Annotated in this window: 21 protein-coding genes and 1 pseudogene; 6 read left to right on the top strand and 16 right to left on the bottom strand. The window is 66.9% G+C overall.

Going from position 1 to position 19,199, the window contains the following annotated elements; genetic code table 11:
• On the top strand, positions 1 to 633 hold the full coding sequence (gene upp, locus N4G47_RS06760; protein ID WP_107232758.1) for a uracil phosphoribosyltransferase: 633 nt from the start codon (positions 1 to 3) through the stop codon (positions 631 to 633).
• Positions 634 to 693: 60 nt separating this feature from the next.
• On the opposite strand, the gene N4G47_RS06755 is transcribed toward upp, so the two are convergent.
• The gene (locus tag N4G47_RS06755) at positions 694 to 1,173 is read right to left on the bottom strand and encodes an SRPBCC family protein (protein ID WP_475286017.1); all 480 of its coding nucleotides are present in this window, start codon (positions 1,171 to 1,173) and stop codon (positions 694 to 696) included.
• The gene (locus tag N4G47_RS06750; protein WP_475286016.1) at positions 1,154 to 1,579 is read right to left on the bottom strand and encodes an ArsR/SmtB family transcription factor; all 426 of its coding nucleotides are present in this window, start codon (positions 1,577 to 1,579) and stop codon (positions 1,154 to 1,156) included. The genes N4G47_RS06755 and N4G47_RS06750 overlap by 20 nt, the downstream gene beginning before the upstream one ends.
• 57 nt (positions 1,580 to 1,636) lie before the next feature.
• Here N4G47_RS06750 and N4G47_RS06745 point away from each other — a divergent pair, with 57 nt between their 5' ends.
• Positions 1,637 to 1,930 (top strand): PsiF family protein, encoded by a 294-nt coding sequence (locus N4G47_RS06745; protein WP_475286014.1) that lies wholly within the window; start codon positions 1,637 to 1,639, stop codon positions 1,928 to 1,930.
• 315 nt (positions 1,931 to 2,245) lie between these two features.
• Here N4G47_RS06745 and N4G47_RS06740 read toward each other — a convergent pair whose 3' ends face one another.
• From N4G47_RS06740 to rsmD, 6 genes are all read right to left on the bottom strand, one after another.
• Positions 2,246 to 3,133, bottom strand: a complete 888-nt coding sequence (locus tag N4G47_RS06740) for an MBL fold metallo-hydrolase (RefSeq protein ID WP_475286013.1) — start codon at positions 3,131 to 3,133, stop codon at positions 2,246 to 2,248.
• 116 nt (positions 3,134 to 3,249) lie between these two features.
• Positions 3,250 to 4,980: a gamma-glutamyltransferase gene (gene ggt / locus N4G47_RS06735; RefSeq protein WP_475286011.1), complete on the bottom strand. Its 1,731-nt coding sequence runs from the start codon at positions 4,978 to 4,980 to the stop codon at positions 3,250 to 3,252.
• Positions 4,977 to 5,258, bottom strand: a complete 282-nt coding sequence (locus N4G47_RS06730) for a YfhL family 4Fe-4S dicluster ferredoxin (protein WP_004153175.1) — start codon at positions 5,256 to 5,258, stop codon at positions 4,977 to 4,979. The genes ggt and N4G47_RS06730 overlap by 4 nt, the downstream gene beginning before the upstream one ends.
• A gap of 131 nt (positions 5,259 to 5,389) precedes the next feature.
• The gene (locus N4G47_RS06725; RefSeq protein ID WP_107232764.1) at positions 5,390 to 5,881 is read right to left on the bottom strand and encodes a hypothetical protein; all 492 of its coding nucleotides are present in this window, start codon (positions 5,879 to 5,881) and stop codon (positions 5,390 to 5,392) included.
• A gap of 59 nt (positions 5,882 to 5,940) precedes the next feature.
• Positions 5,941 to 6,450: a pantetheine-phosphate adenylyltransferase gene (gene coaD, locus N4G47_RS06720; RefSeq protein WP_107232765.1), complete on the bottom strand. Its 510-nt coding sequence runs from the start codon at positions 6,448 to 6,450 to the stop codon at positions 5,941 to 5,943.
• A gap of 26 nt (positions 6,451 to 6,476) precedes the next feature.
• Positions 6,477 to 7,055 (bottom strand): 16S rRNA (guanine(966)-N(2))-methyltransferase RsmD, encoded by a 579-nt coding sequence (rsmD, locus tag N4G47_RS06715; protein ID WP_475286009.1) that lies wholly within the window; start codon positions 7,053 to 7,055, stop codon positions 6,477 to 6,479.
• A 643-nt stretch (positions 7,056 to 7,698) separates the two neighbouring features.
• On the opposite strand from rsmD, the gene htpG reads away from it, so the two are divergent.
• The gene (gene htpG / locus N4G47_RS06710) at positions 7,699 to 9,588 is read left to right on the top strand and encodes a molecular chaperone HtpG (protein WP_475286007.1); all 1,890 of its coding nucleotides are present in this window, start codon (positions 7,699 to 7,701) and stop codon (positions 9,586 to 9,588) included.
• Between the two features lie 197 nt (positions 9,589 to 9,785).
• Here the strand turns inward: htpG and N4G47_RS06705 are convergent, their stop codons facing one another.
• Positions 9,786 to 10,085 (bottom strand): hypothetical protein, encoded by a 300-nt coding sequence (locus N4G47_RS06705; RefSeq protein WP_475286005.1) that lies wholly within the window; start codon positions 10,083 to 10,085, stop codon positions 9,786 to 9,788.
• A gap of 110 nt (positions 10,086 to 10,195) precedes the next feature.
• Here N4G47_RS06705 and ftsY point away from each other — a divergent pair, with 110 nt between their 5' ends.
• The 3 genes from ftsY (at position 10,196) to N4G47_RS06690 (ending at position 13,008) form a co-directional block, all read left to right on the top strand.
• The gene (gene ftsY, locus N4G47_RS06700) at positions 10,196 to 11,515 is read left to right on the top strand and encodes a signal recognition particle-docking protein FtsY (protein ID WP_475289901.1); all 1,320 of its coding nucleotides are present in this window, start codon (positions 10,196 to 10,198) and stop codon (positions 11,513 to 11,515) included.
• Between the two features lie 93 nt (positions 11,516 to 11,608).
• A complete protein-coding gene (mutY, locus tag N4G47_RS06695; protein ID WP_475286003.1) occupies positions 11,609 to 12,733 on the top strand; it encodes an A/G-specific adenine glycosylase in 1,125 nt (374 codons plus the stop codon).
• 5 nt (positions 12,734 to 12,738) lie between these two features.
• Positions 12,739 to 13,008, top strand: coding sequence for an oxidative damage protection protein (locus tag N4G47_RS06690; protein WP_249844335.1), 270 nt, complete (start codon positions 12,739 to 12,741; stop codon positions 13,006 to 13,008).
• Positions 13,009 to 13,082: 74 nt separating this feature from the next.
• Here the strand turns inward: N4G47_RS06690 and N4G47_RS06685 are convergent, their stop codons facing one another.
• The 7 genes and pseudogenes from N4G47_RS06685 to sdhA all read right to left on the bottom strand — a co-directional run bounded on the left by N4G47_RS06685 (position 13,083) and on the right by sdhA (position 19,184).
• Positions 13,083 to 13,532, bottom strand: a complete 450-nt coding sequence (locus tag N4G47_RS06685; protein ID WP_475286000.1) for a DUF6491 family protein — start codon at positions 13,530 to 13,532, stop codon at positions 13,083 to 13,085.
• A 188-nt stretch (positions 13,533 to 13,720) separates the two neighbouring features.
• The gene (locus tag N4G47_RS06680; RefSeq protein WP_475285998.1) at positions 13,721 to 14,539 is read right to left on the bottom strand and encodes an ATP-binding cassette domain-containing protein; all 819 of its coding nucleotides are present in this window, start codon (positions 14,537 to 14,539) and stop codon (positions 13,721 to 13,723) included.
• Entirely contained in the window at positions 14,532 to 15,773 is a 1,242-nt protein-coding gene (locus tag N4G47_RS06675; protein ID WP_107232774.1) for a lipoprotein-releasing ABC transporter permease subunit, read from the bottom strand. The genes N4G47_RS06680 and N4G47_RS06675 overlap by 8 nt, the downstream gene beginning before the upstream one ends.
• A gap of 23 nt (positions 15,774 to 15,796) precedes the next feature.
• A pseudogene (locus N4G47_RS06670) lies at positions 15,797 to 16,245 on the bottom strand (hypothetical protein).
• Entirely contained in the window at positions 16,196 to 16,444 is a 249-nt protein-coding gene (locus tag N4G47_RS06665) for an FAD assembly factor SdhE (protein WP_249844340.1), read from the bottom strand. Before N4G47_RS06665 ends, N4G47_RS06670 begins: the two are co-directional and overlap by 50 nt.
• Positions 16,445 to 16,541: 97 nt before the next feature.
• The gene (locus N4G47_RS06660) at positions 16,542 to 17,327 is read right to left on the bottom strand and encodes a succinate dehydrogenase iron-sulfur subunit (RefSeq protein WP_005409079.1); all 786 of its coding nucleotides are present in this window, start codon (positions 17,325 to 17,327) and stop codon (positions 16,542 to 16,544) included.
• Between the two features lie 66 nt (positions 17,328 to 17,393).
• Positions 17,394 to 19,184: a succinate dehydrogenase flavoprotein subunit gene (sdhA, locus tag N4G47_RS06655; RefSeq protein WP_249844341.1), complete on the bottom strand. Its 1,791-nt coding sequence runs from the start codon at positions 19,182 to 19,184 to the stop codon at positions 17,394 to 17,396.
• Between the last annotated feature and the right edge of the window lie 15 nt (positions 19,185 to 19,199).

The raw sequence follows: 19,199 nt of genomic DNA, 5'->3' as shown, positions 1-19,199 counted from the left end.
ATGAAGATCGTCGAAGTGCGCCACCCGCTGGTGCAGCACAAGATCGGCCTGATGCGCAACGCCGCGCTCAGCACCAAGGATTTCCGCGAACTGGCCAACGAGCTGGGCACCCTGCTGGCCTACGAGGCCACCGCCGACCTGGACACCGAGCCGCACACCCTGCCCGGCTGGGCCGGCCCGGTCACCGTGCAGCGCATCGCCGGCGCCAAGATCACCGTGGTGCCAATCCTGCGCGCCGGCCTGGGCATGCTCAGCGGCGTGCTGTCGCTGATCCCGGCCGCGCGCGTCAGCGTGGTCGGCCTGCAGCGCGATGAGGAAACCCTGCAGCCGGTGCCCTACTTCGAGCGCCTGACCGGCCGTCTGGAAGAGCGCGATGCGTTGATCCTGGATCCGATGCTGGCCACCGGCGGCACCCTGATCGCCACCATCGACATGCTCAAGCGCGCCGGCGCCCGCCGCATCAAGGGCATTTTCCTGGTGGCCGCGCCGGAAGGCATCGAGGCGGTCAAGGCCGTGCACCCGGACGTGGAGATCTACACCGCAGCCATCGACGCCCAGCTCAACGAGAAGGGCTACATCCTGCCGGGCCTGGGCGATGCCGGCGACCGCATCTTCGGTACCCGCGTCGGTTGATCCGGTGAACCGGGGTCAGAGCCCTTTCGTGCCGAAAGGGCTCTGACCCCAAACGCGGTGTTACAGGCCGGCGGCGAACGTTTCCAGCTGGCCGATGACGGTATTCCAGCCGTCAAAGAAGCCCAACTGCTCATGCTGGTCACGCAGGGCCTTGTCCGGGTGCATCACCCGCGCGGTGTAGCGGCAGCCCTCGCCCTCGTCCTCCATGGTGATGATGGCGGTGAAGCCCAGCCACGGTGACTGCGGCCGCCAGCCCGCGCCCAGCATCGAGGTGAACACCAGCCGCTGCTGCGGCACGATCTCCAGGAAGCTGCCCGGGTTGTCACTGCTGCCGCCGTCGGGTCCCTGCATGAAGGTGTGGAAGGCCCCGCCCGGGCGCAGGTCGAACGCGCGTACTTCGGTGGTCCACGGCTGCGGGCACCACCACTGGCGCAGCAGCTCCGGGTCGGTCCACGCCCGCCACAGCGCGGCACGCGGTGCGTTCAGTACGCGGCTGATGACCAGATCGGTCTCGGGGTTGTTACCTGCGTCTGCGGCCATGAAGCTGCTCCTGTTGATGAAGGGTTTCGACAAACTCGACCATGCGGTCGGCGCGCGCTTCCCACACGGCGCGCTGCGCGGCCAGCCATTGCTCGGCTTGGCCCAACCGTTCCGGCACCAGTTCGCAGGTGCGTACGCGCCCCTGCTTGCGGCTGCGCACCACACCACTGCGTTCCAGCACGGCCAGATGCTTCATCAGCGACGGCAAGGCCATCTCGAACGGCTCGCCCAAGGTCGACACCGTGCGCGGGCCCTGCCCCAGCGCAGCTACGATCGCGCAGCGGGTCGGATCGGCCAGCGCCTGGAAGACCACCTGGATGCCAGGATCATACTTACCCATATGGCTAAGTAATACGCCGATCTGAACACCGGCGCAAGCGCTCACGGTCCGGGGCACATTCTTCACGTGGCCTTGCAGGCCGGAAGCGAATGCTCCGCGCACCCGCCACCCTTGGAGCTCCCGATGAAAGCCTCTTTCCTGCTGGCCGCCGTCCTGCTGGTCGGCCTGCCGCTGGCTGCCAATGCCACCACCCCGCAGCAGCAGCGCATGGCCGAATGCTCGGCCAAGAACAAGGGCTTGAAGGGTGACGCCTACAAGACCGCGCAGAGTTCCTGCCTCAGTGGCCACGCCGCCGAAAGCAAGGCAGCGACCACCCCGCAGGAACGCATGCGCAAGTGCAATGCCGACGCCGGCGCCAAGAAGCTGGCCGGTGATGCGCGCAAGACCTTCATGAGCAGCTGCCTGAAGGCGTCGTAACATCGCTCGCCCAGTTCAATCGAATGGGGCAGAGCCCGTTGCGCAGCAACGGGATCCGACCCCATTTGAATATCGATATCTGACAGATGTGCCGACCAACGGTCGGCACCCACCAATAGCCACCGGCCACCTGTCAAAGGTGGGGCGGTGTGGGTGGGCAGGACCGTTGGCGCCATGGATGGCGCCATCGAGCCCCCATGGATGGGTTTACGGCGTGTCCTGACCACCCACACCGCCCCGCTATCCCACGGAATGCCGCTCTGGATCTTGCTTCGGCTTCTGCAGGTGCAGGGAGCAGCCCTGCCGACAACACCCTCACCCCAGCGCGCGCGCCTTCAGTTCACCCTGTTCGTGCAGGGTCACGAAACGGCCCTTGTCATCGCGCCCCAGCTGCGCCAGCGCCACCTGCGGGTCGTGGGTGAAGAACAGATGCACATTGCGCGCCAGCTTGTCTTCCAGGAACTGCCGTTTCTCGTCGATCAGCAGTTCGGCGTTGCGGTCGTAGCCCATGGTGATCGGCACGTGCACCCACGAGCGACCGGGAATCAGGTCGGCACAGAACACCACGCCGCCGTGTGCGCCCTCGCCCCTATGCGCATGGCCGACAATCTCGGCGAGCATCAAGCCCGGCGTGTGGCCATCGCTGTAGCTGAAGCGCACGCTGCGGCCAAGTGCCTTTGAATACTCACCATCCACTACTTCCAGGCGGCCACTGGCCTGCAACAGGCCGGGCAGCTCGGGAATGAAACTGGCGCGGTCGCGCGGGTGCGGTTGCAGCGCACGCTGCCAGTGCTGCGCGCCGACCACGAAAGTCGCGTTGGGGAACAGCAGTTCCGGTTCACGCCCTTCGCTCCATGCCGCCAGCAGGCCGCCGGCGTGGTCGAAGTGCAGGTGGCTGAGCACCACCACGTCGATATCCTCGTGCTCGAAACCCGCCTCGCGCAGCGAATCGATCAGCACATGCTGGCTTTCCTGCACGCCGTAGCGCTCACGCATGCGCGGATCAAAGAATGCACCGATTCCGGTTTCGAACAGCACCGTCTTGCCTTCCAGCGGGCTGGCAAGCAGCGCACGGCAGGCCAGCTCGATGCGATTGAGCTCGTCCGGTGCCGCCCATTTTTCCCACAGCGCACGCGGTGCGTTGCCGAACATCGCACCGCCGTCCAGGCGCTGCGAGTTTCCACGAATCGACCATAGTTTCATAGGACAATTATCGGCGGCACCCCGTTAAATAATCGCTAGAAAGGAAACAGAAAACCCCGCCGTGGCGGGGTTCTCAGGTTTGCGTCTGCCGGGCATGGCCCAGCGCTACCGCCGCATCAGCGGGCCGGCACGACCTGGGCGCTGCCCACCGGGTTGCGCGGATCGCTGCCACCGAACAGCCGGTTCGCCCTGCGGTCCCATTCCACGGTCTGCAGGTTGCCCCACACGTGGCTGGAACCGCGGCCACCGGCAGCGGTGTCACCCGGCAGGTCGATCCTGTGACCCATCGCCTGCAGCTGCTTCACCGTGGCCGCGTCAAAGGCATCGTCCTCGGCTTCGATCAGGTCCGGCAGCCACTGGTGGTGGTAACGCGGCAACGCGGCCACCTGCTGCGCATCCAGGCCGGCGTCGTAGCCGAGGATGCCCAGCAGCACCATGGTGATGATGCGGCTGCCACCCGGGGTACCCAGCACGATCACCTTGTCACTGTTTTCCATGAAGGTCGGCGTCATCGAGCTGAGCATGCGCTTGCCCGGCTTCGGTGCATTGGCCGCGTAGCCCATCACGCCGAACGCATTGGGCGTGCCCGGCTTCAGCGCGAAGTCGTCCATTTCGTTGTTCAGCAGCACGCCGGTGCCCTTGGGAATCAGCCCCGAGCCATACAGCAGGTTGACGGTCTGGGTGGCGCCAACACGGTTGCCATCGCGGTCGATGATCGAGAAATGCGTGGTCTCGTCGTCTTCCAGCGGCGTGGGGTTGCCCGACAGCAGGTCGCTGGGCGTGGCCTTCTCCGGGTGGATGGTGGCGCGCAGGCCCTGTGCGTAGTCCTTGCTGGTCAGCACCTTCTGCGGGATCTGCACGAAGTCCGGATCGCCGAGGAAGAAGGTGCGGTCACGGTAGGCGCGGCGCATCGACTCCACCACCAGGTGGGTGCGGTGCGCCGGGTCCATCTGCTTGATGTCCCAGCCTTCCAGGATCTGCAGCATGCTGGCCAGCGCGATGCCACCGGACGACGGCGGCGGCGCGGTGGTGATCTTCCAGCCGTTGTAGTTGAAGACGATCGGCTCGCGCTGTTTCACCCGGTACCCGGCCAGTTCCTCGGCCGTCCACTTGCCACCGGCCTGCTTCACGCCGGCCAGCAGCAGCTTGCCGGTCTGGCCCTTGTAGAAGCCGTCAAAACCGCCGGTGGCCAGGCGCTCCAGCGTCTGTGCCAGTTCCGGCTGCTTGAACAGGTCACCGGTAGCGATCGGCTTGCCGTTGCGCAGGTAGACCTCACGCGTGCCGGGATAACGCTCCATCACTTCGCGGCGCGAGGCATAGCCCTTGGCCATGCGGTCGTAGACCGGGAAGCCTTCGCGCGCGATGCGGATCGCCGGTTGCAGCGACGCCGACAGCGGCAGCTTGCCGTGCTTGGCCGACAGTTCGACCAGCGCTGCGGGCAGGCCCGGAATGCCCGCCGACCAGGCACCGTTGACCGAGCGGTCGCGGTCCAGGTTGCCCTGCTTGTCGAGGAAGGCCTGCGGCGTGGCCGCCGCCGGTGCGGTCTCGCGCGCATCCAGCATCACGTCCTTGCCGGTGGCCGCGTCGTGCAGCAGGAAGAAGCCGCCGCCGCCGAGGCCGGAACTGATCGGCTCGACCACCGCCAGCGTCGACGACACCGCCACCGCGGCATCGAAGGCGTTGCCGCCCTGCGCCAGGATATCGATGCCGGCCTGCGTCGCCAGCGCGTGGCCACTGGCAATGGCCGCGCCATCGGGGCGCTCGGCACGGGCCGGGCTGTCGGCCCAGGCCATCGGGCTCAACAGCAGGCCGAGCAGCAACAGGGGACGGACGATCAGCGTCTTCATTCGGATGGGGGCTCCGCGTAGAGTTCGGGGTGATCGTGCTGCAGCTGGCGCAGCTTGGCCAGCAGCTGGTCTTCGGTTTCCACGATCTCCGGGTCCGGATCGATGCACTCGACCGGGCAGACGACCACGCACTGCGGTTCGTCGAAATGGCCCACGCATTCGGTGCAGCGCGCAGGGTCGATCACGTAGATGGTTTCACCCATCGCAATGGCCTGGTTCGGGCAGGCCGGCTCGCATACGTCGCAGTTGACGCAGAGCTCGTTGATTTTCAGCGACATGGCGATACTCCTCGCCCGCGCCTTGGGACAAGGACCGGCCAGCGCGGGCGCGCGGGCCGGTCAGGTCATCAGCGGCGCCCTTGCAGGTCACCGCCCGGGCCATGCCGGAGCATGGCCGCCATGGCTCGGTCTTACTTGGCTTCGACGAAAATGTACTCGGCACCGGTCGGCTGCACGGCAGCCTGCACGCGGGCGTTGTCGGCCGACTGGCCGATGAAGACGACGCGCACGCCCTTCATCGAATCCGGCGAAACGTCCTTGAACACGGCCTGGATCATGTCAGCCATCTTGCCCGAGGCCGACGAACCGAAGGCCAGCATGTTGCCCGGCTGCACGCCACGGGCCACGGCCTGGGTCGCGCTCTCGGTCTGGCGCTCGTACTTGGCCTGGAAGTCCGGGTCCGATTCCGGCGAGAGGTAGTACAGGAACGGGCTGTTGGTGATGTTGCCCATGTTCTGGATCGCCACTTCCTGCAGGTACTTCTTCCAGCCTGCGTCGTCGTCCTTGGACGGCGCGACCAGGGCCTGCTTGGCCTCGTCGACCGGAGCGGCCTCTTCCTTCTTGCAGGCGGTGAAGGCCAGGGCCAACGAAGCGATCAGCATCGCGCGCATGGTGGTGTTCATGGGTTTCCTCCCGGAATGGTGCGTGGTGTTGTACGTAATGGGGTGCAGGTACTGCGGACTTACTGCTGTGCCGCCTTCGCTTCGCGGACCTTGCGCAGGGCTTCGAGCACCGCGGCCGGCACGAAGCCGGACACGTCGCCGCCCAGGCGCGCGATCTCGCGGACCAGCGAGGACGAAATGAAGCTGTGCTGTTCGGCCGGGGTCAGGAACAGGGTCTCGACCTCGGGGATCAGGTGGCGGTTCATGCTCGCCATCTGGAACTCGTACTCGAAGTCGGACACCGCGCGCAGGCCGCGCAGCAGCACCCCGCCCTGGACCGAACGTACGAAATGAGCCAGCAGCGTATCAAAGCCGATCACCTCGACGTTGCTGTGGTGCCCCAGCGCACCGCGAGCCAGCTGCACGCGCTGCTCCAGCGGCAGCGCCGGCCCCTTGGACGGGCTCTGCGCCACGCCGACCACGACCTTTTCAAACAGCGGCGCGGCCCGGCTGACCAGGTCGATATGACCATTGGTGATCGGATCGAACGTGCCGGGGTAGACGGCAATGCGGCGGTTGGCCACGGTCATGGGCGGTTGCAGATGTTCAGATGAGGTCAAAGTGTAGCAGTGGCGCGGCGGTACAGGGCAAAGCGCACCTCGCGGGTGCCGCCTTCGCGGTGCAGCAGCCAGTCCGCCGGCAGTACAGGCACATGGCCGGCCGGCGATTCCAGGTACAGCCAGGCGTCGGCGGCCAGGTGCCGTGGCAGCTGGGCCAGCACGTCCTGCCACAGGCCATCGGCGAACGGCGGGTCGATGAACACCAGATCGGCCTGCTGCGCCGGCGCGCTCTGCAGCCAGCGCAGGGCATCGGCCTGGACCACGGCGACCTGGTCGGCCGCCTGCAGCTTGGCCACGGCGGCGGACAGATTGCGGCCCAACTGCGCATCGCGCTCGACCAGGGTGGCATGGGCGGCGCCGCGCGAGACCGCTTCCAGGCCCAGCGCACCGCTGCCGGCGAACAGATCCAGCACCCGCGCCCCACCCAGCTTGGGCATCAGCCAGTTGAACAGGGTCTCCCGCACGCGGTCGCTGCTCGGCCGCAGGCCCGGCAGGGTCGGCACCGGCAGGCGGGTGTTGCGCCAGCGCCCACCGACGATGCGGACCTGACCGTCATTGCCACCACGGCCGTTCACCGGCGCCCCCGGTGGGGGTTGTTCGAGAAATTCACCATGAGCGGAATTGTAGTTCGGCCGGGCGGCGCCCGGCACCCGCAGAGGCCGGAGCAACAGCCGAAGCAACTTCAAAAGCTGACTTCCAGTGGGATGGCGGGGTGGGTCCGGTTGAGGGGGACGCTGCAAGTACGTCCATGTAAGCTCGGTCGCCGCATCCATGCGGCTCACGCCCCTCAACCTGACCCACCCCGCCTTCGACAGTTTCCCGCGATCTGCAGTAGATCCACGCCATGCGTGGATGAACATCTGTCAGATATCGAAGGATTTGATGAGATCAGGAACCCGCCGTTGTCACCGTCACCGGGAACCTGTCAGAGGTGGGGCGATGTGGGTTGGCAGGACCGTTGGCGCCATGGATGGCGCCATCGAGCCCCCATGGACGGGTTTACGGCGTGTCCTGCCAACCCACACCGCCCCGCCAACCCCGCAGACAACCCAGAGCCGGCTGTGGCTGTGGCTGTGGCTGTGGCTGTTGCCGTTGCCCTGGCCTCTGCAGGTGCAGGGCGCAGCCCTGCCCGACCAACCCCTTGATTTCGGGACAATCAGCCATACCCCTTGGCCAGGCCGCACGCGCTGGCGCGGCATTGCACACGGAGCCCTATCGATGACCGAGACCACCCAGACCGAAACCCTTGGCTTCCAGACCGAAGTCAAGCAGCTGCTGCAGCTGATGATCCACTCGCTGTACTCCAACAAGGAAATCTTCCTCCGCGAGCTGGTCTCCAACGCCGCCGACGCCGCCGACAAGCTGCGCTTCGAAGCCCTGACCCAGCCTGCCCTGCTGGAGGGTGACAGCGAACTGCGCGTGCGCGTCAGCTTCGACGCCGCTGCCCACACCATCACCATCGAAGACAACGGCATCGGCATGAGCCGCGCCGAAGCCATCGCCCACCTGGGCACGATTGCCAAGTCCGGCACCGGCGACTTCCTGCGCCAGCTGTCCGGCGACCAGAAGAAGGATTCGCAGCTGATCGGCCAGTTCGGCGTCGGCTTCTACAGCGCCTTCATCGTCGCCGACGAAGTGGAAGTGACCTCGCGCCGCGCCGGCCTGGCTGCAGGCGAAGGCGTGCGCTGGACCTCGCGCGGCGAAGGTGACTTCGAAGTGGCCACCGTCGACAAGGCCGAACGCGGCACGCGCATCGTGCTGCACCTGAAGGACGGCGAGCATGACTTCGCCGACGGCTGGCGCCTGCGCAGCATCCTCAAGAAGTACTCCGACCACATCGGCCTGCCGATCCAGATGCCGAAGGAAGGCGAAGAAGGCGCCGCCGTCGAATGGGAGACCGTCAACCGCGCCAGCGCGCTGTGGACCCGCCCGCGCACCGAGATCAGCGACGCCGAGTACACCGAGTTCTACAAGCACGTGGCGCACGATCACAGCGATCCGCTGGCGTGGAGCCACAACAAGGTCGAAGGCAAGCTGGAATACACCTCGCTGCTGTACGTGCCGGGCCGCGCGCCGTTCGACCTGTACCACCGCGACGCGCCCAAGGGCCTGAAGCTGTACGTGCAGCGCGTGTTCGTGATGGACCAGGCCGAGCAGTTCCTGCCGCTGTACCTGCGCTTCATCAAGGGCGTGGTCGATTCCAACGATCTGTCGCTGAACGTCTCGCGCGAGATCCTGCAGTCCGGCCCGGTCATCGATTCGATGAAGGCCGCGCTGACCAAGCGCTCGCTGGACATGCTGGAAAAGCTGGCCGCCGACAAGCCCGAGCAGTACGCCACGTTCTGGAAGGAATTCGGCCAGGTGCTGAAGGAAGGCCCGGCCGAGGACTACAACAACCGCGAGAAGGTGGCCGGCCTGCTGCGCTTCGCCTCCACCCGTGGCGAGGCCGATGCGCAGAGCGTGTCGCTGGCCGATTACATCGGCCGCATGGCCGAAGGCCAGGACAAGATCTACTACCTGACCGGCGAGAGCTACAGCCAGGTGCGCAACAGCCCGCACCTGGAAGTGTTCCGCAAGAAGGGCGTGGAAGTGCTGCTGCTGACCGACCGCATCGACGAGTGGCTGATGGGCTACCTGACCGATTTCGACGGCAAGGGCTTCGTTGATATCGCCCGTGGCGACCTCGACCTGGGCGCGCTGGAAAGCGAAGCCGACAAGCAGGAGCAGGAAGCGGCCGCGAAGGACAAGCAGGGCCTGGTCGAGCGCCTGAAGACGGTGCTGGGCGACGACGTGGCCGAAGTGCGCGTGTCGCACCGCCTGACCGATTCGCCGGCGGTGCTGGCCATCGGCGAGCAGGACCTGGGCCTGCAGATGCGCCAGATCCTGGAAGCCAGCGGGCAGAAGGTGCCCGACAGCAAGCCGGTACTGGAGATCAACCCGGGCCATCCGCTGATCGCCAAGCTGGATGCCGAGGCCGATGGTGCACGCTTCGACGATCTGGGCAGGGTGCTGTTCGACCAGGCCGCGCTGGCCGCCGGTGACAGCCTGAAGGACCCGGGTGCCTACGTGGCGCGTCTGAACAAGCTGTTGCTGGAGCTGTCGGCCTGATCGAGACGGTGGCGCCGGGTGTGGCAGGCTTTTGTAGAGTCGAGCCATGCTCGACTGCTTTGCGGGTGCCAACCAAGGTTGGCACCTACCGGGCGGGTCGAGCGTGCCAACCAAGGTTGGCACCTACCGGGCGGGTCGAGCGTGCCAACCAAGGTTGGCACCTACCAGGAGCGGCGGTTGGCGCCTGCCGAGGGGGTTCAGACCTCGCGATCCAGCAGCGACCCCAGCATCTGGTCCTGGCGGCGGATCACCGTGGCATTGGCGGCGAAGGCCACCACCTCGGCTTTCGCTGCCAGCAGATCTCCCAGCGGTGCACTGACATCGGCGCCGGTAGGGGTCACCGAGGCCTGCACTCCGCCCTGCTCCACCGCACTACGCTGCAGCTGCAGGCGCTGGGCATCCGGGGTCGCCAGATTGGCCACGTTGTGCGCGGCCACCTGCACGCCCTGCTGGGCTGCACGCATGCCACTGAGTGCCGCTCCCATCACGTTGTTCATGGCGGTCTCCGGGCCGCACTGCGCAGCCCTCCGGACCGGTTAACGGCCGATGGGCCGCGACCTTGAGTCCACATCGGCCCGACAGGCCCGAGTGGTAGCATATCCCTCTGATTTCAGCGCCTTTTGCCAATGCTCAGTTTTTCCGCCGCAAGAAGCCCCAGGATGCCCCCGCAGCGGAGGCACCCAAGACCCAGCACTACTCGGCTGAAGAGCTGGCGGCGGCGTTCCCGTCGGCCGCGCCGGTCGAGGACAAGCAGCCGGCACCAGTAGCCCCGCCGGCCGCGCCTGTACCGGTCGAGCCGCCTCCGGCAGCCGTCGTTCCGGTCAATGTCGAACCCACACCGGTGATTCCGGCTCCAGCCGCACCCGTTCCGGCAGCTCCGGCGCCGATCGACGTCACCCCCGTCGCGCCCCCGGCCATCGAACCGGCACCGGCACCTGAGTCCACCCCGGCCCCGGTCGCCGACGACCTGCCGGCCGCTGCTTCGGTCGACGCCGTGCCCGCTCCGGCCGGCAAGCCCGGCTGGCGTGAGCGCCTGCGCAACAGCGTCATCGCGCGCAGCTTCGGCGGCCTGTTCTCGCGCAACCCCAAGCTCGACGACGACCTGCTGGACGAGCTGGAAACCGCACTGATCACCGCCGACGTCGGCGTGGGTGCTACCACCGACCTGGTCGAGGGCCTGCGCAGGCGCATGAAGTCGCGCGAGTTCGCCGACGCCAATGCGCTGCTGGCCGCGCTGCGCGCCGAACTGATCGCGATCCTGCAGCCGGTGGCCAAGCCGCTGGTGATCGACCGCAATGCCAAGCCCTTCGTGGTGCTGACCGTCGGCGTCAACGGCGTCGGCAAGACCACCACCATCGGCAAGCTGGCCAAGCGCTTCAAGGACGAGGGCCACAGCCTGATGCTGGCCGCAGGCGATACCTTCCGTGCCGCCGCCGTGGCGCAGCTGCAGGCCTGGGGCGAGCGCAATGGCGTGGCCGTGGTCGCGCAGGGCCAGAACGCCGATGCCGCTTCGGTGGCGTTCGACGCGCTGCAGGCCGGCAAGGCCCGCGGCACCTCGGTGCTGATTGCCGACACCGCCGGCCGCCTGCACACCCAGTCCGGCCTGATGAACGAACTGGGCAAGATCCGCCGCGTACTCGGCAAGATCGACCCCACCGCGCCGCACGAGGTGCTGATGGTGATCGACGGCACCACTGGCCAGAACGCGCTGTCGCAGCTGCGCCAGTTCAATGCTGCGGTGAACGTGACCGGCCTGGTGGTGACCAAGCTGGACGGCACCGCCAAGGGCGGCGTGGTGTTTGCGCTGGCCCGCGAGTTCGGCATTCCGATCCGTTTCGCCGGTATCGGCGAGCGTCCGGAAGACCTGCGCGTGTTCGATCCGGAAGCCTTCGTCGACGCCCTGCTGCCTGAAGCACTGGGCGGCTGATACACCGTGCAGTCACCGCACTCTGGCGCAGCCACCCATGGGGTGGCTCTACCAGGGTGAACCCACGGGTGGCTGCCCTTTCCCGGAACACCGATGCCCCGCCAGCCGCACGCCAGCGCCGGAACCCCGCAGACCGACGGCTTCGTCGCCCGCCTGCTGCACTGGTTCGACGACCACGGCCGCCACGACCTGCCCTGGCAGCACCCGCGCAGCCCCTACCGGGTCTGGCTGTCGGAGATCATGCTGCAGCAGACCCAGGTGGCCACGGTCATCCCCTATTTCCAGCGGTTCCTGCAGCATTTCCCGACCCTGCCCGACCTCGCCACCGCCAGCAATGATGCGGTGATGGCGCAGTGGGCCGGGCTTGGCTACTACGCTCGCGCGCGCAACCTGCACGCGGCGGCCCAGCGCTGCGTGGAGCTGCATGACGGCGACCTGCCGCGTGATTTCGACGCGCTGCATGCCCTGCCCGGCATCGGCCGCAGCACTGCCGGGGCGATCCTCAGCCAGGCCTGGAACGATCCGTTCGCGATCCTCGACGGCAACGTCAAGCGCGTGCTCAGCCGCTACCACGGCATTGACGGCTTCCCCGGCCTGCCGGCCATCGAGAAGCAGCTGTGGGCTCTGGCCGAGGCGCACGTGTCGCAGGTACCGGCCGGGCGCATGGCCGATTACACCCAGGCGCAGATGGACCTGGGCGCGACGGTGTGCAGCCGCGCCAGGCCGGCCTGCGTGATCTGTCCGTTGCAGGACGACTGCGTGGCACGCCGCGAAGGCCGCACCGCCGATCTGCCCACACCCAAACCGGGCAAGACCCTGCCCGAACGCGAAGCGGTGGCCCTGCTGCTGCGCGACACCCAGCAACGCGTGCTGCTGCAGAAGCGTCCGGACACCGGCATCTGGGCGCAGCTGTGGACGCTGCCGCAGGCCGAGGCCGGCAGCGATCTGCAGGACTGGTTCGACACGCATGTCGACGGATCGCTGGAAGACGCCGAAGAGCTGCCGGTGCTGCAGCACACCTTCAGCCACTACAAGCTGCACCTGCAGGTATTGTCGCGGCAGGTGCACGGCCTGCGCGTGGAAGAACCCACGCTGCGCTGGGTCGCCGCCGACGAGCTGCCGGCGCTGGGCCTGCCGGCGCCGATCCGCAAGCTGCTCGATGGCACCAGCATCAAGGCGCCGAAACGAACCTCCAAGAAATCCCGCAACCACGAGTGAACGCCATGTCCCGAACCGTCTTCTGCCAGTACGAACAACGCGATGTCGAGGGCCTGGATTTCGTGCCCTATCCGGGCGAGCTGGGCCAGCGCATCTTCAACAACATCGGCAAGCAGGCCTGGGCTGCATGGCTGGCGCATCAGACCATGCTGATCAACGAGAACCGGCTGTCGCCGCGCACGCCCCAGCACCGCGCGTTCCTTGAAGGCGAACTGGTCAAGTTCCTGTTCGAAAAGGATGCCGAAAAGCCCGCCGGCTTCACCCCGGAAGCCTGACGCGCAGGTAGTGCCGGCCGCTGGCCGGCAACCTGGCATCTGTGCAATGCCGGCCGGCGGCCGGCACTACCCCGCTACTTCGTGGCTTCCTCGCGCTCCTGCACCTGCGCCTGGCGCAGCTCATGTTCGGAGGTGCGCAGTGCCTTCACGTCCAGCTTGCGGATGCTGTTGATGAAGCACGGCATGCGCGGGCCGCCGGTCGGGTCGCGCACCAGCACCTTGTCGAAGCGTGACGAGACCCGCCCCATGCTGCTGGTCAGGCCGATGGCGGTGGCGTAGGACAGGTCCGGGCACGGGCCACTCAATTCCAGCAGGTAGGCCTCGCTCGGGCGGGTCCACACTGCCAGCGCGCTGTCACCCAGCTCGGTCCAGCCATTGAGGCTGCCGAAGAACTGCATGTCGTTCTGCGGCGCGCCAGCATGGGCGCGGTACAGGTCGAGCTTTTCGGTGCTGCTGAGCCGGCCGGTGGTCGCGCAGGCGGCCAGGGCCAGGCAGAGGCCTGCCAGCAGAAGCGGGGTCTTCATGGCGATCTCCTCGGGGAACTGGCGCCATCATGCGCCCGACCAGGCAATGCCGGCGCGACGGCCAGCGGCCCCATTCAGCCACCGGTCGGCGGCTCCTGGCCGGACCACGGTAGACGCCAACCTTGGTTGGCGCTTGTCCTGCAAGAGCAGCCGATCAAGGTCGGCCTCTGCCAGAGCAGGCCCTGCCCTCAGACGTCGGCGTGGGCCAGTGCGTGCAGGCGCCCTTCGCGCAGTTCCAGCACCCGGTCCAGGCGTCGCGCCAGGCTGCGGTCATGGGTCACCAGCACCAGGCTGGTGTGGCGGGCGCGATTGAGTTCCAGCATCAGGTCGAACACGGTGCCGGCGGTGCGGTCATCCAGGTTGCCGGTCGGCTCGTCGCCGAGCACACAGGCCGGATGGTTGACCAGCGCGCGCGCCACGGCGGCACGCTGGCGCTCGCCACCGGACAGCTCGCCCGGCTTGTGATCCAGACGATGACCCAGCCCGACCGACTCCAGCAGAGCGGTGGCGCGCGCAACCGCCTCTTCCACCTCCGGACGCCCGCGGACGAACGACGTCGCGCCGTTGACGATGCTGGCCAGCGCCGACCCCACCACGCCCAGACCCGCGTACGCCAGACGCTGCGACAGCACCGAATGCGACTTGGACAACAGCAGCGGCATCATCACGTTTTCCAGCGCGGTGAATTCCGGCAGCAGGTGATGGAACTGGTAGACGAACCCCAGCGCCTGGTTGCGCAGCAGCCCGCGCGCGGTATCGGAGAGCGCCGACATGCGCTGGCCGGCCACATAGACTTCGCCTGCACTGGGAACATCCAACCCGCCGAGCAGGTGCAGCAAGGTGCTCTTGCCCGCACCGGACGCACCAATGATCGCCACCGTTTCGCCGGCAGCGACCGTCAGGTCGAGGTTGTCGAACACTGGGGTCTGCATGCGCCCTTCGGCATAGGTCTTGCCCAGCGCTTCGGCGCGGATCACTTCATCGCCGCGGTTGAAGACCTTATTCATAACGCAGGGCCTCCGCCGGCTGGGTGCGTGCTGCCCGCCAGGCGGGATACAGGGTGGCCAGGAAGCTCATCAGCAGCGCGACCACGGTGATCGCCACCACGTCGCCGGTCTGCATGTCGGTCGGCAGGCCGGTGATGTAGTACACATCCTCCGGCATCAGCTTGACGTTGAACACGGCCTCGATGGCGCCGAGGATGCGCTCCAGGTTGAGGGTCAGGGTGATGCCACCGATCAGGCCGGCCAACGTGCCGAAGATGCCGATCAGCGAGCCCTGCACCATGAACACCTGCATCACCCCGCCCGGGGTCAGGCCGAGGGTGCGCAGGATGGCGATGTCGGCCTGCTTGTCAGTCACCAGCATCACCTGCGAGGACACCAGGTTGAAGGCGCCCATGGCGATGATCAGCGACAGCAGGATGCCCATCACCACCTTTTCCATGCGCAGCGAGTGGTAGAGGTTGGCATTCTGCTGGGTCCAGTCGCTCACCCGATAGGCACCGCCGAGGCTCTGCGCCAGGTCCACGCCCACTTCCAGCGAGCGGTCCATGTCGTGCAGTTTCAGGCGAACGCCGGTGGCGCCGTCGCTGCGCAGCACGCGTTCCAGGTCCTGCATGTTGGCAAAGCCGACGCCACGATCGACCTCGTTGTAGCCGGCCTCGAAGATGCCGCTGACGGTGAAGCGTTTCATTCGTGGCACCGCGCCGGCGGGCGTGCCCTGCACTTCGGCGAAGGTCACCAGCACCTGATCACCCACGTCCACGCCGAGCCAGATCGCCAGTTCCTTGCCCAGCAGCAGGTTGAAGCTGCCCGGCTTGAGGCTGTCATAACTGCCCTTGGTGACCTTCTGGTCGATCACCGAGACCTTCGGCTCCAGCGCCGGATCGATGCCCTGGATGATCGCACCCTGCACGCGCGGGCCACTGATCATCGACTGGATCTCGATGTACGGTGCGGCACCCGCCACGCGCGGGTCCTTGCCGGCAATGTCGACCACGCGCATCCAGTCCGGCATGGGCTCGCCGTCGCGGCTGATGGTGGTGTGGGCGGTCATCTGCAGCAGGCGGCTGCGGATTTCCTTCTGGAAACCGCTCATCACCGCCAGCGTGGTGATCAGCACCGTGACGCCGAGCGCGATGCCCAGGATCGATGCCATCGAGATGAAGGAGATGAAGCCGTTGCGGCGCTTGGCGCGCAGGTAGCGCAGGCCGATGGCCACGGGGATGGGTTTGAACATGCAGGCACGCCGGTCAATTCAGCTTATGGTGCCATTGACCGGGGCCGACGGGAAACGCTGCGTGCGGCGACGGCCAGTCGCAGTTCACGTCGCTGCCCGGAATCGAGCACATCCGGCCAGAACAGCAGGCGCCGGCGGCGCCGATCCTCACGCCAGAGCAACAGCAGCCAGGGGCCGCGCACCACCAGGCGGGGGCATCGATATCCTGCCCCGCCACCTGCAGCGGATCGGGCAGCGCCGGCAGAAGAACCCGTGCACGCGGTCGGCGCAGGCGCCAGGCCAGTTCGGCCAGGCCGATTGCCCAGGCCAGCAGCACGGCGGGCATCAGCAGCCGCGGCGTCAGATCCGACGCACGCAGCAGCCAGGGTGTGGCCAGCAACACCGACAGCTGGGCCACAGCCTGCAGCCGCGAAGGGCGCCACTCAAGGCTTGAGGGCGAGGATCTTCTGCATGAGGGGGATGGCGTGCGCATGCGGGCAGGCCTCGTAGCCCATGAACCAGCGCCACAACTTATCGTCCTCGCAGTCGAGCAGGAACAGGAAAACCTCGCGCTCTTCGGTCGGCGCAGTGCTCCATTCCTTATCCAGGTAGCGCCCGAACAGCTGGTCCAGCTCGCGCATGCCGCGGCGGCAGCGCCAGCGCAGCTTCTTCAGCAGAACGTCTTCTTCCATCGTGCTTCTCCAGATACAGCAAAGCCACGCATCGCGTGGCTCTACTGGGTGGCACAGCCACGCATGGCGTGGCTCTACCGGGTGCAGCCGAGCCGTATCAGGCGCGGCGTTCCATCATCAGCTTCTTGATCTCGGCAATCGCCAGCGCCGGGTTCAGGCCCTTCGGGCAGGTCCGGGCGCAGTTCATGATGGTGTGGCAACGGTACAGCTTGAACGGATCTTCCAGATCGTCCAGGCGCGCACCGGTGTCTTCATCGCGCGAGTCGATGATCCAGCGGTAGGCCTGCAGCAGGATCGCCGGGCCCAGGTAACGCTCGCCGTTCCACCAGTAGCTCGGGCAGCTGGTCGAGCAGCAGGCGCACAGGATGCACTCGTACAGGCCGTCCAGCTTCTTGCGGTCTTCCGGCGACTGCAGGCGCTCACGGTCCGGCGGTGCCGGGGTCTGGGTGCGGATCCACGGCTTGATCGAGGCGTACTGCGCGTAGAAGTGGGTCAGGTCCGGAACCAGATCCTTGACCACGTTCATGTGCGGCAGCGGGTAGATCGGCACTTCCTTCTTGCCGCAGTCCGAGATGGCTCGGGTGCAGGCCAGGGTGTTGGTGCCGTCGATGTTCATCGCGCACGAACCACAGATGCCTTCGCGGCAGGAGCGGCGGAAGGTCAGGGTCGGGTCGATCTCGTTCTTGATCTTGATCAGGGCGTCCAGGACCATCGGGCCACAGGCGTCCAGATCGACTTCATAGGTATCGGTGCGCGGGTTGCTGTCGTCGTCCGGACTCCAGCGGTAGATCTTGAAGGTGCGCACGTTCTTGCCGCCGTTCTTGACGGGGAAGTGCTTGCCCTTCGTGATCTTGGAATTCTTGGGGAGTGAAAACTCGGCCATGGCTGCTCTCGTTGGCTCAGGCGGCCCGCGCCCTTGGGCGCGGATTGCATGGTAGGCGGGGTCGGATCAGTACACGCGCGGCTTCGGCGGCACCACGGACACGTCGTCGGTCAACGTGTACATGTGCACCGGACGGTAGTCGAAGCTGCACTTGCCCTTCTCGTCGACGCTGACCAGGGTGTGCTTCTGCCAGTTGACGTCGTCGCGGTCCGGATAGTCCTCGTGCGCATGCGCGCCGCGGCTTTCCTTGCGCTGTTCGGCCGAGTTGATCGTCGCCACCGCGTTGAGCAGCAGGTTGTTCAGCTCGTAGGTCTCGATCAGGTCCGAGTTCCAGACCAGCGAACGGTCGGAGACCTTCACGTCCTGGAACGAGTCGAAGATCTTGTCCATCTTCTCGCAGCCTTCCTTCAGCGTCTGGCTGGTGCGGAAGACCGCCGCGTCGGCCTGCATGGTGCGCTGCATGCGATCGCGGATGACCGAGGTCGGGGTATCGCCGTTGGCGTGGCGCAGCTTGTCCAGCAGGCCCAGCGCCTTGTCGCAGGCATCGGCCGGCAGCGGCTTGTGCGATGCGCCCGGCTTGATGGTCTCGGCGCAGCGGTTGGCCACCGCGCGACCGAACACCACCAGGTCCAGCAGCGAGTTCGAGCCCAGGCGGTTGGCGCCGTGCACGGACACGCAGGCCGCTTCGCCGATGGCATACAGGCCCGGCACGACCGCATCGGGGTTGTCGCCGACCTTGCGCACCACTTCACCGTGGTAGTTGGTCGGGATGCCGCCCATGTTGTAGTGCACGGTCGGAATGACCGGGATCGGCTGCTTGTGCACGTCGACGCCGGCGAAGATGCGCGCGCTCTCGGCGATGCCCGGCAGCTTGTCGTCGATCACGCCCGGGCCGAGGTGGGTCAGGTCGAGCAGGATGTGATCCTTGTGCTCGCCGACGCCGCGGCCTTCGCGGATCTCGATGGTCATCGAACGGCTGACCACGTCGCGCGAGGCCAGGTCCTTGTAGTGCGGTGCGTAGCGCTCCATGAAGCGCTCGCCGCTGCTGTTGCGCAGGATGCCGCCTTCACCGCGGACACCCTCGGTGATCAGGCAGCCGGCACCATAGATGCCGGTCGGGTGGAACTGCACGAACTCCATGTCCTGCATGGCGATGCCGGCACGCATGGCCAGGCCGCCACCGTCGCCGGTGCAGGTGTGCGCCGAGGTGGCGCTGAAGTAGGCACGGCCGTAGCCGCCGGTGGCCAGCACCACGCCCTGGGCGCGGAACAGGTGCAGCGTGCCATCGGACATGTCCAGGGCCAGCACGCCGCGGCAGGCGCCTTCGTCGTCGAAGATCAGGTCGAGGGCGAAGTACTCGATCATGAAGCGCGCATCGTGCTTCAGCGACTGCTGGTACAGGGTGTGCAGCATCGCGTGGCCGGTACGGTCGGCCGCCGCGCAGGTACGCTGCGCTGCCGGGCCTTCGCCGTACTTGGTGGTCATGCCACCGAACGGACGCTGGTAGATCTTGCCTTCGGCGGTGCGCGAGAACGGCACGCCGTAGTGTTCAAGCTCGATGATGGCCGGGATGGCCTCACGGCACATGTATTCGATGGCGTCCTGGTCGCCCAGCCAGTCCGACCCCTTGATGGTGTCGAAGAAGTGGTAGCGCCAGTCGTCCTCGCCCATGTTGGCGAGTGCGGCCGAGATACCGCCCTGGGCGGCAACGGTGTGCGAACGGGTCGGGAAGACCTTGGTCAGGCACACGGTCTGCAGGCCCTTGGCGGCCAGGCCGAACGTGGCGCGCAGGCCGGCGCCGCCGGCGCCGACCACGACCATGTCGTACTTGTGTTCGGTAATCTTGTAAGCGGACATCTAGTCTGGATTCCT

The sequence above is a fragment of the Stenotrophomonas sp. GSD10 genome (assembly GCF_056172695.1).
This window is presented reverse-complemented; position numbering and strand designations above follow the sequence as displayed.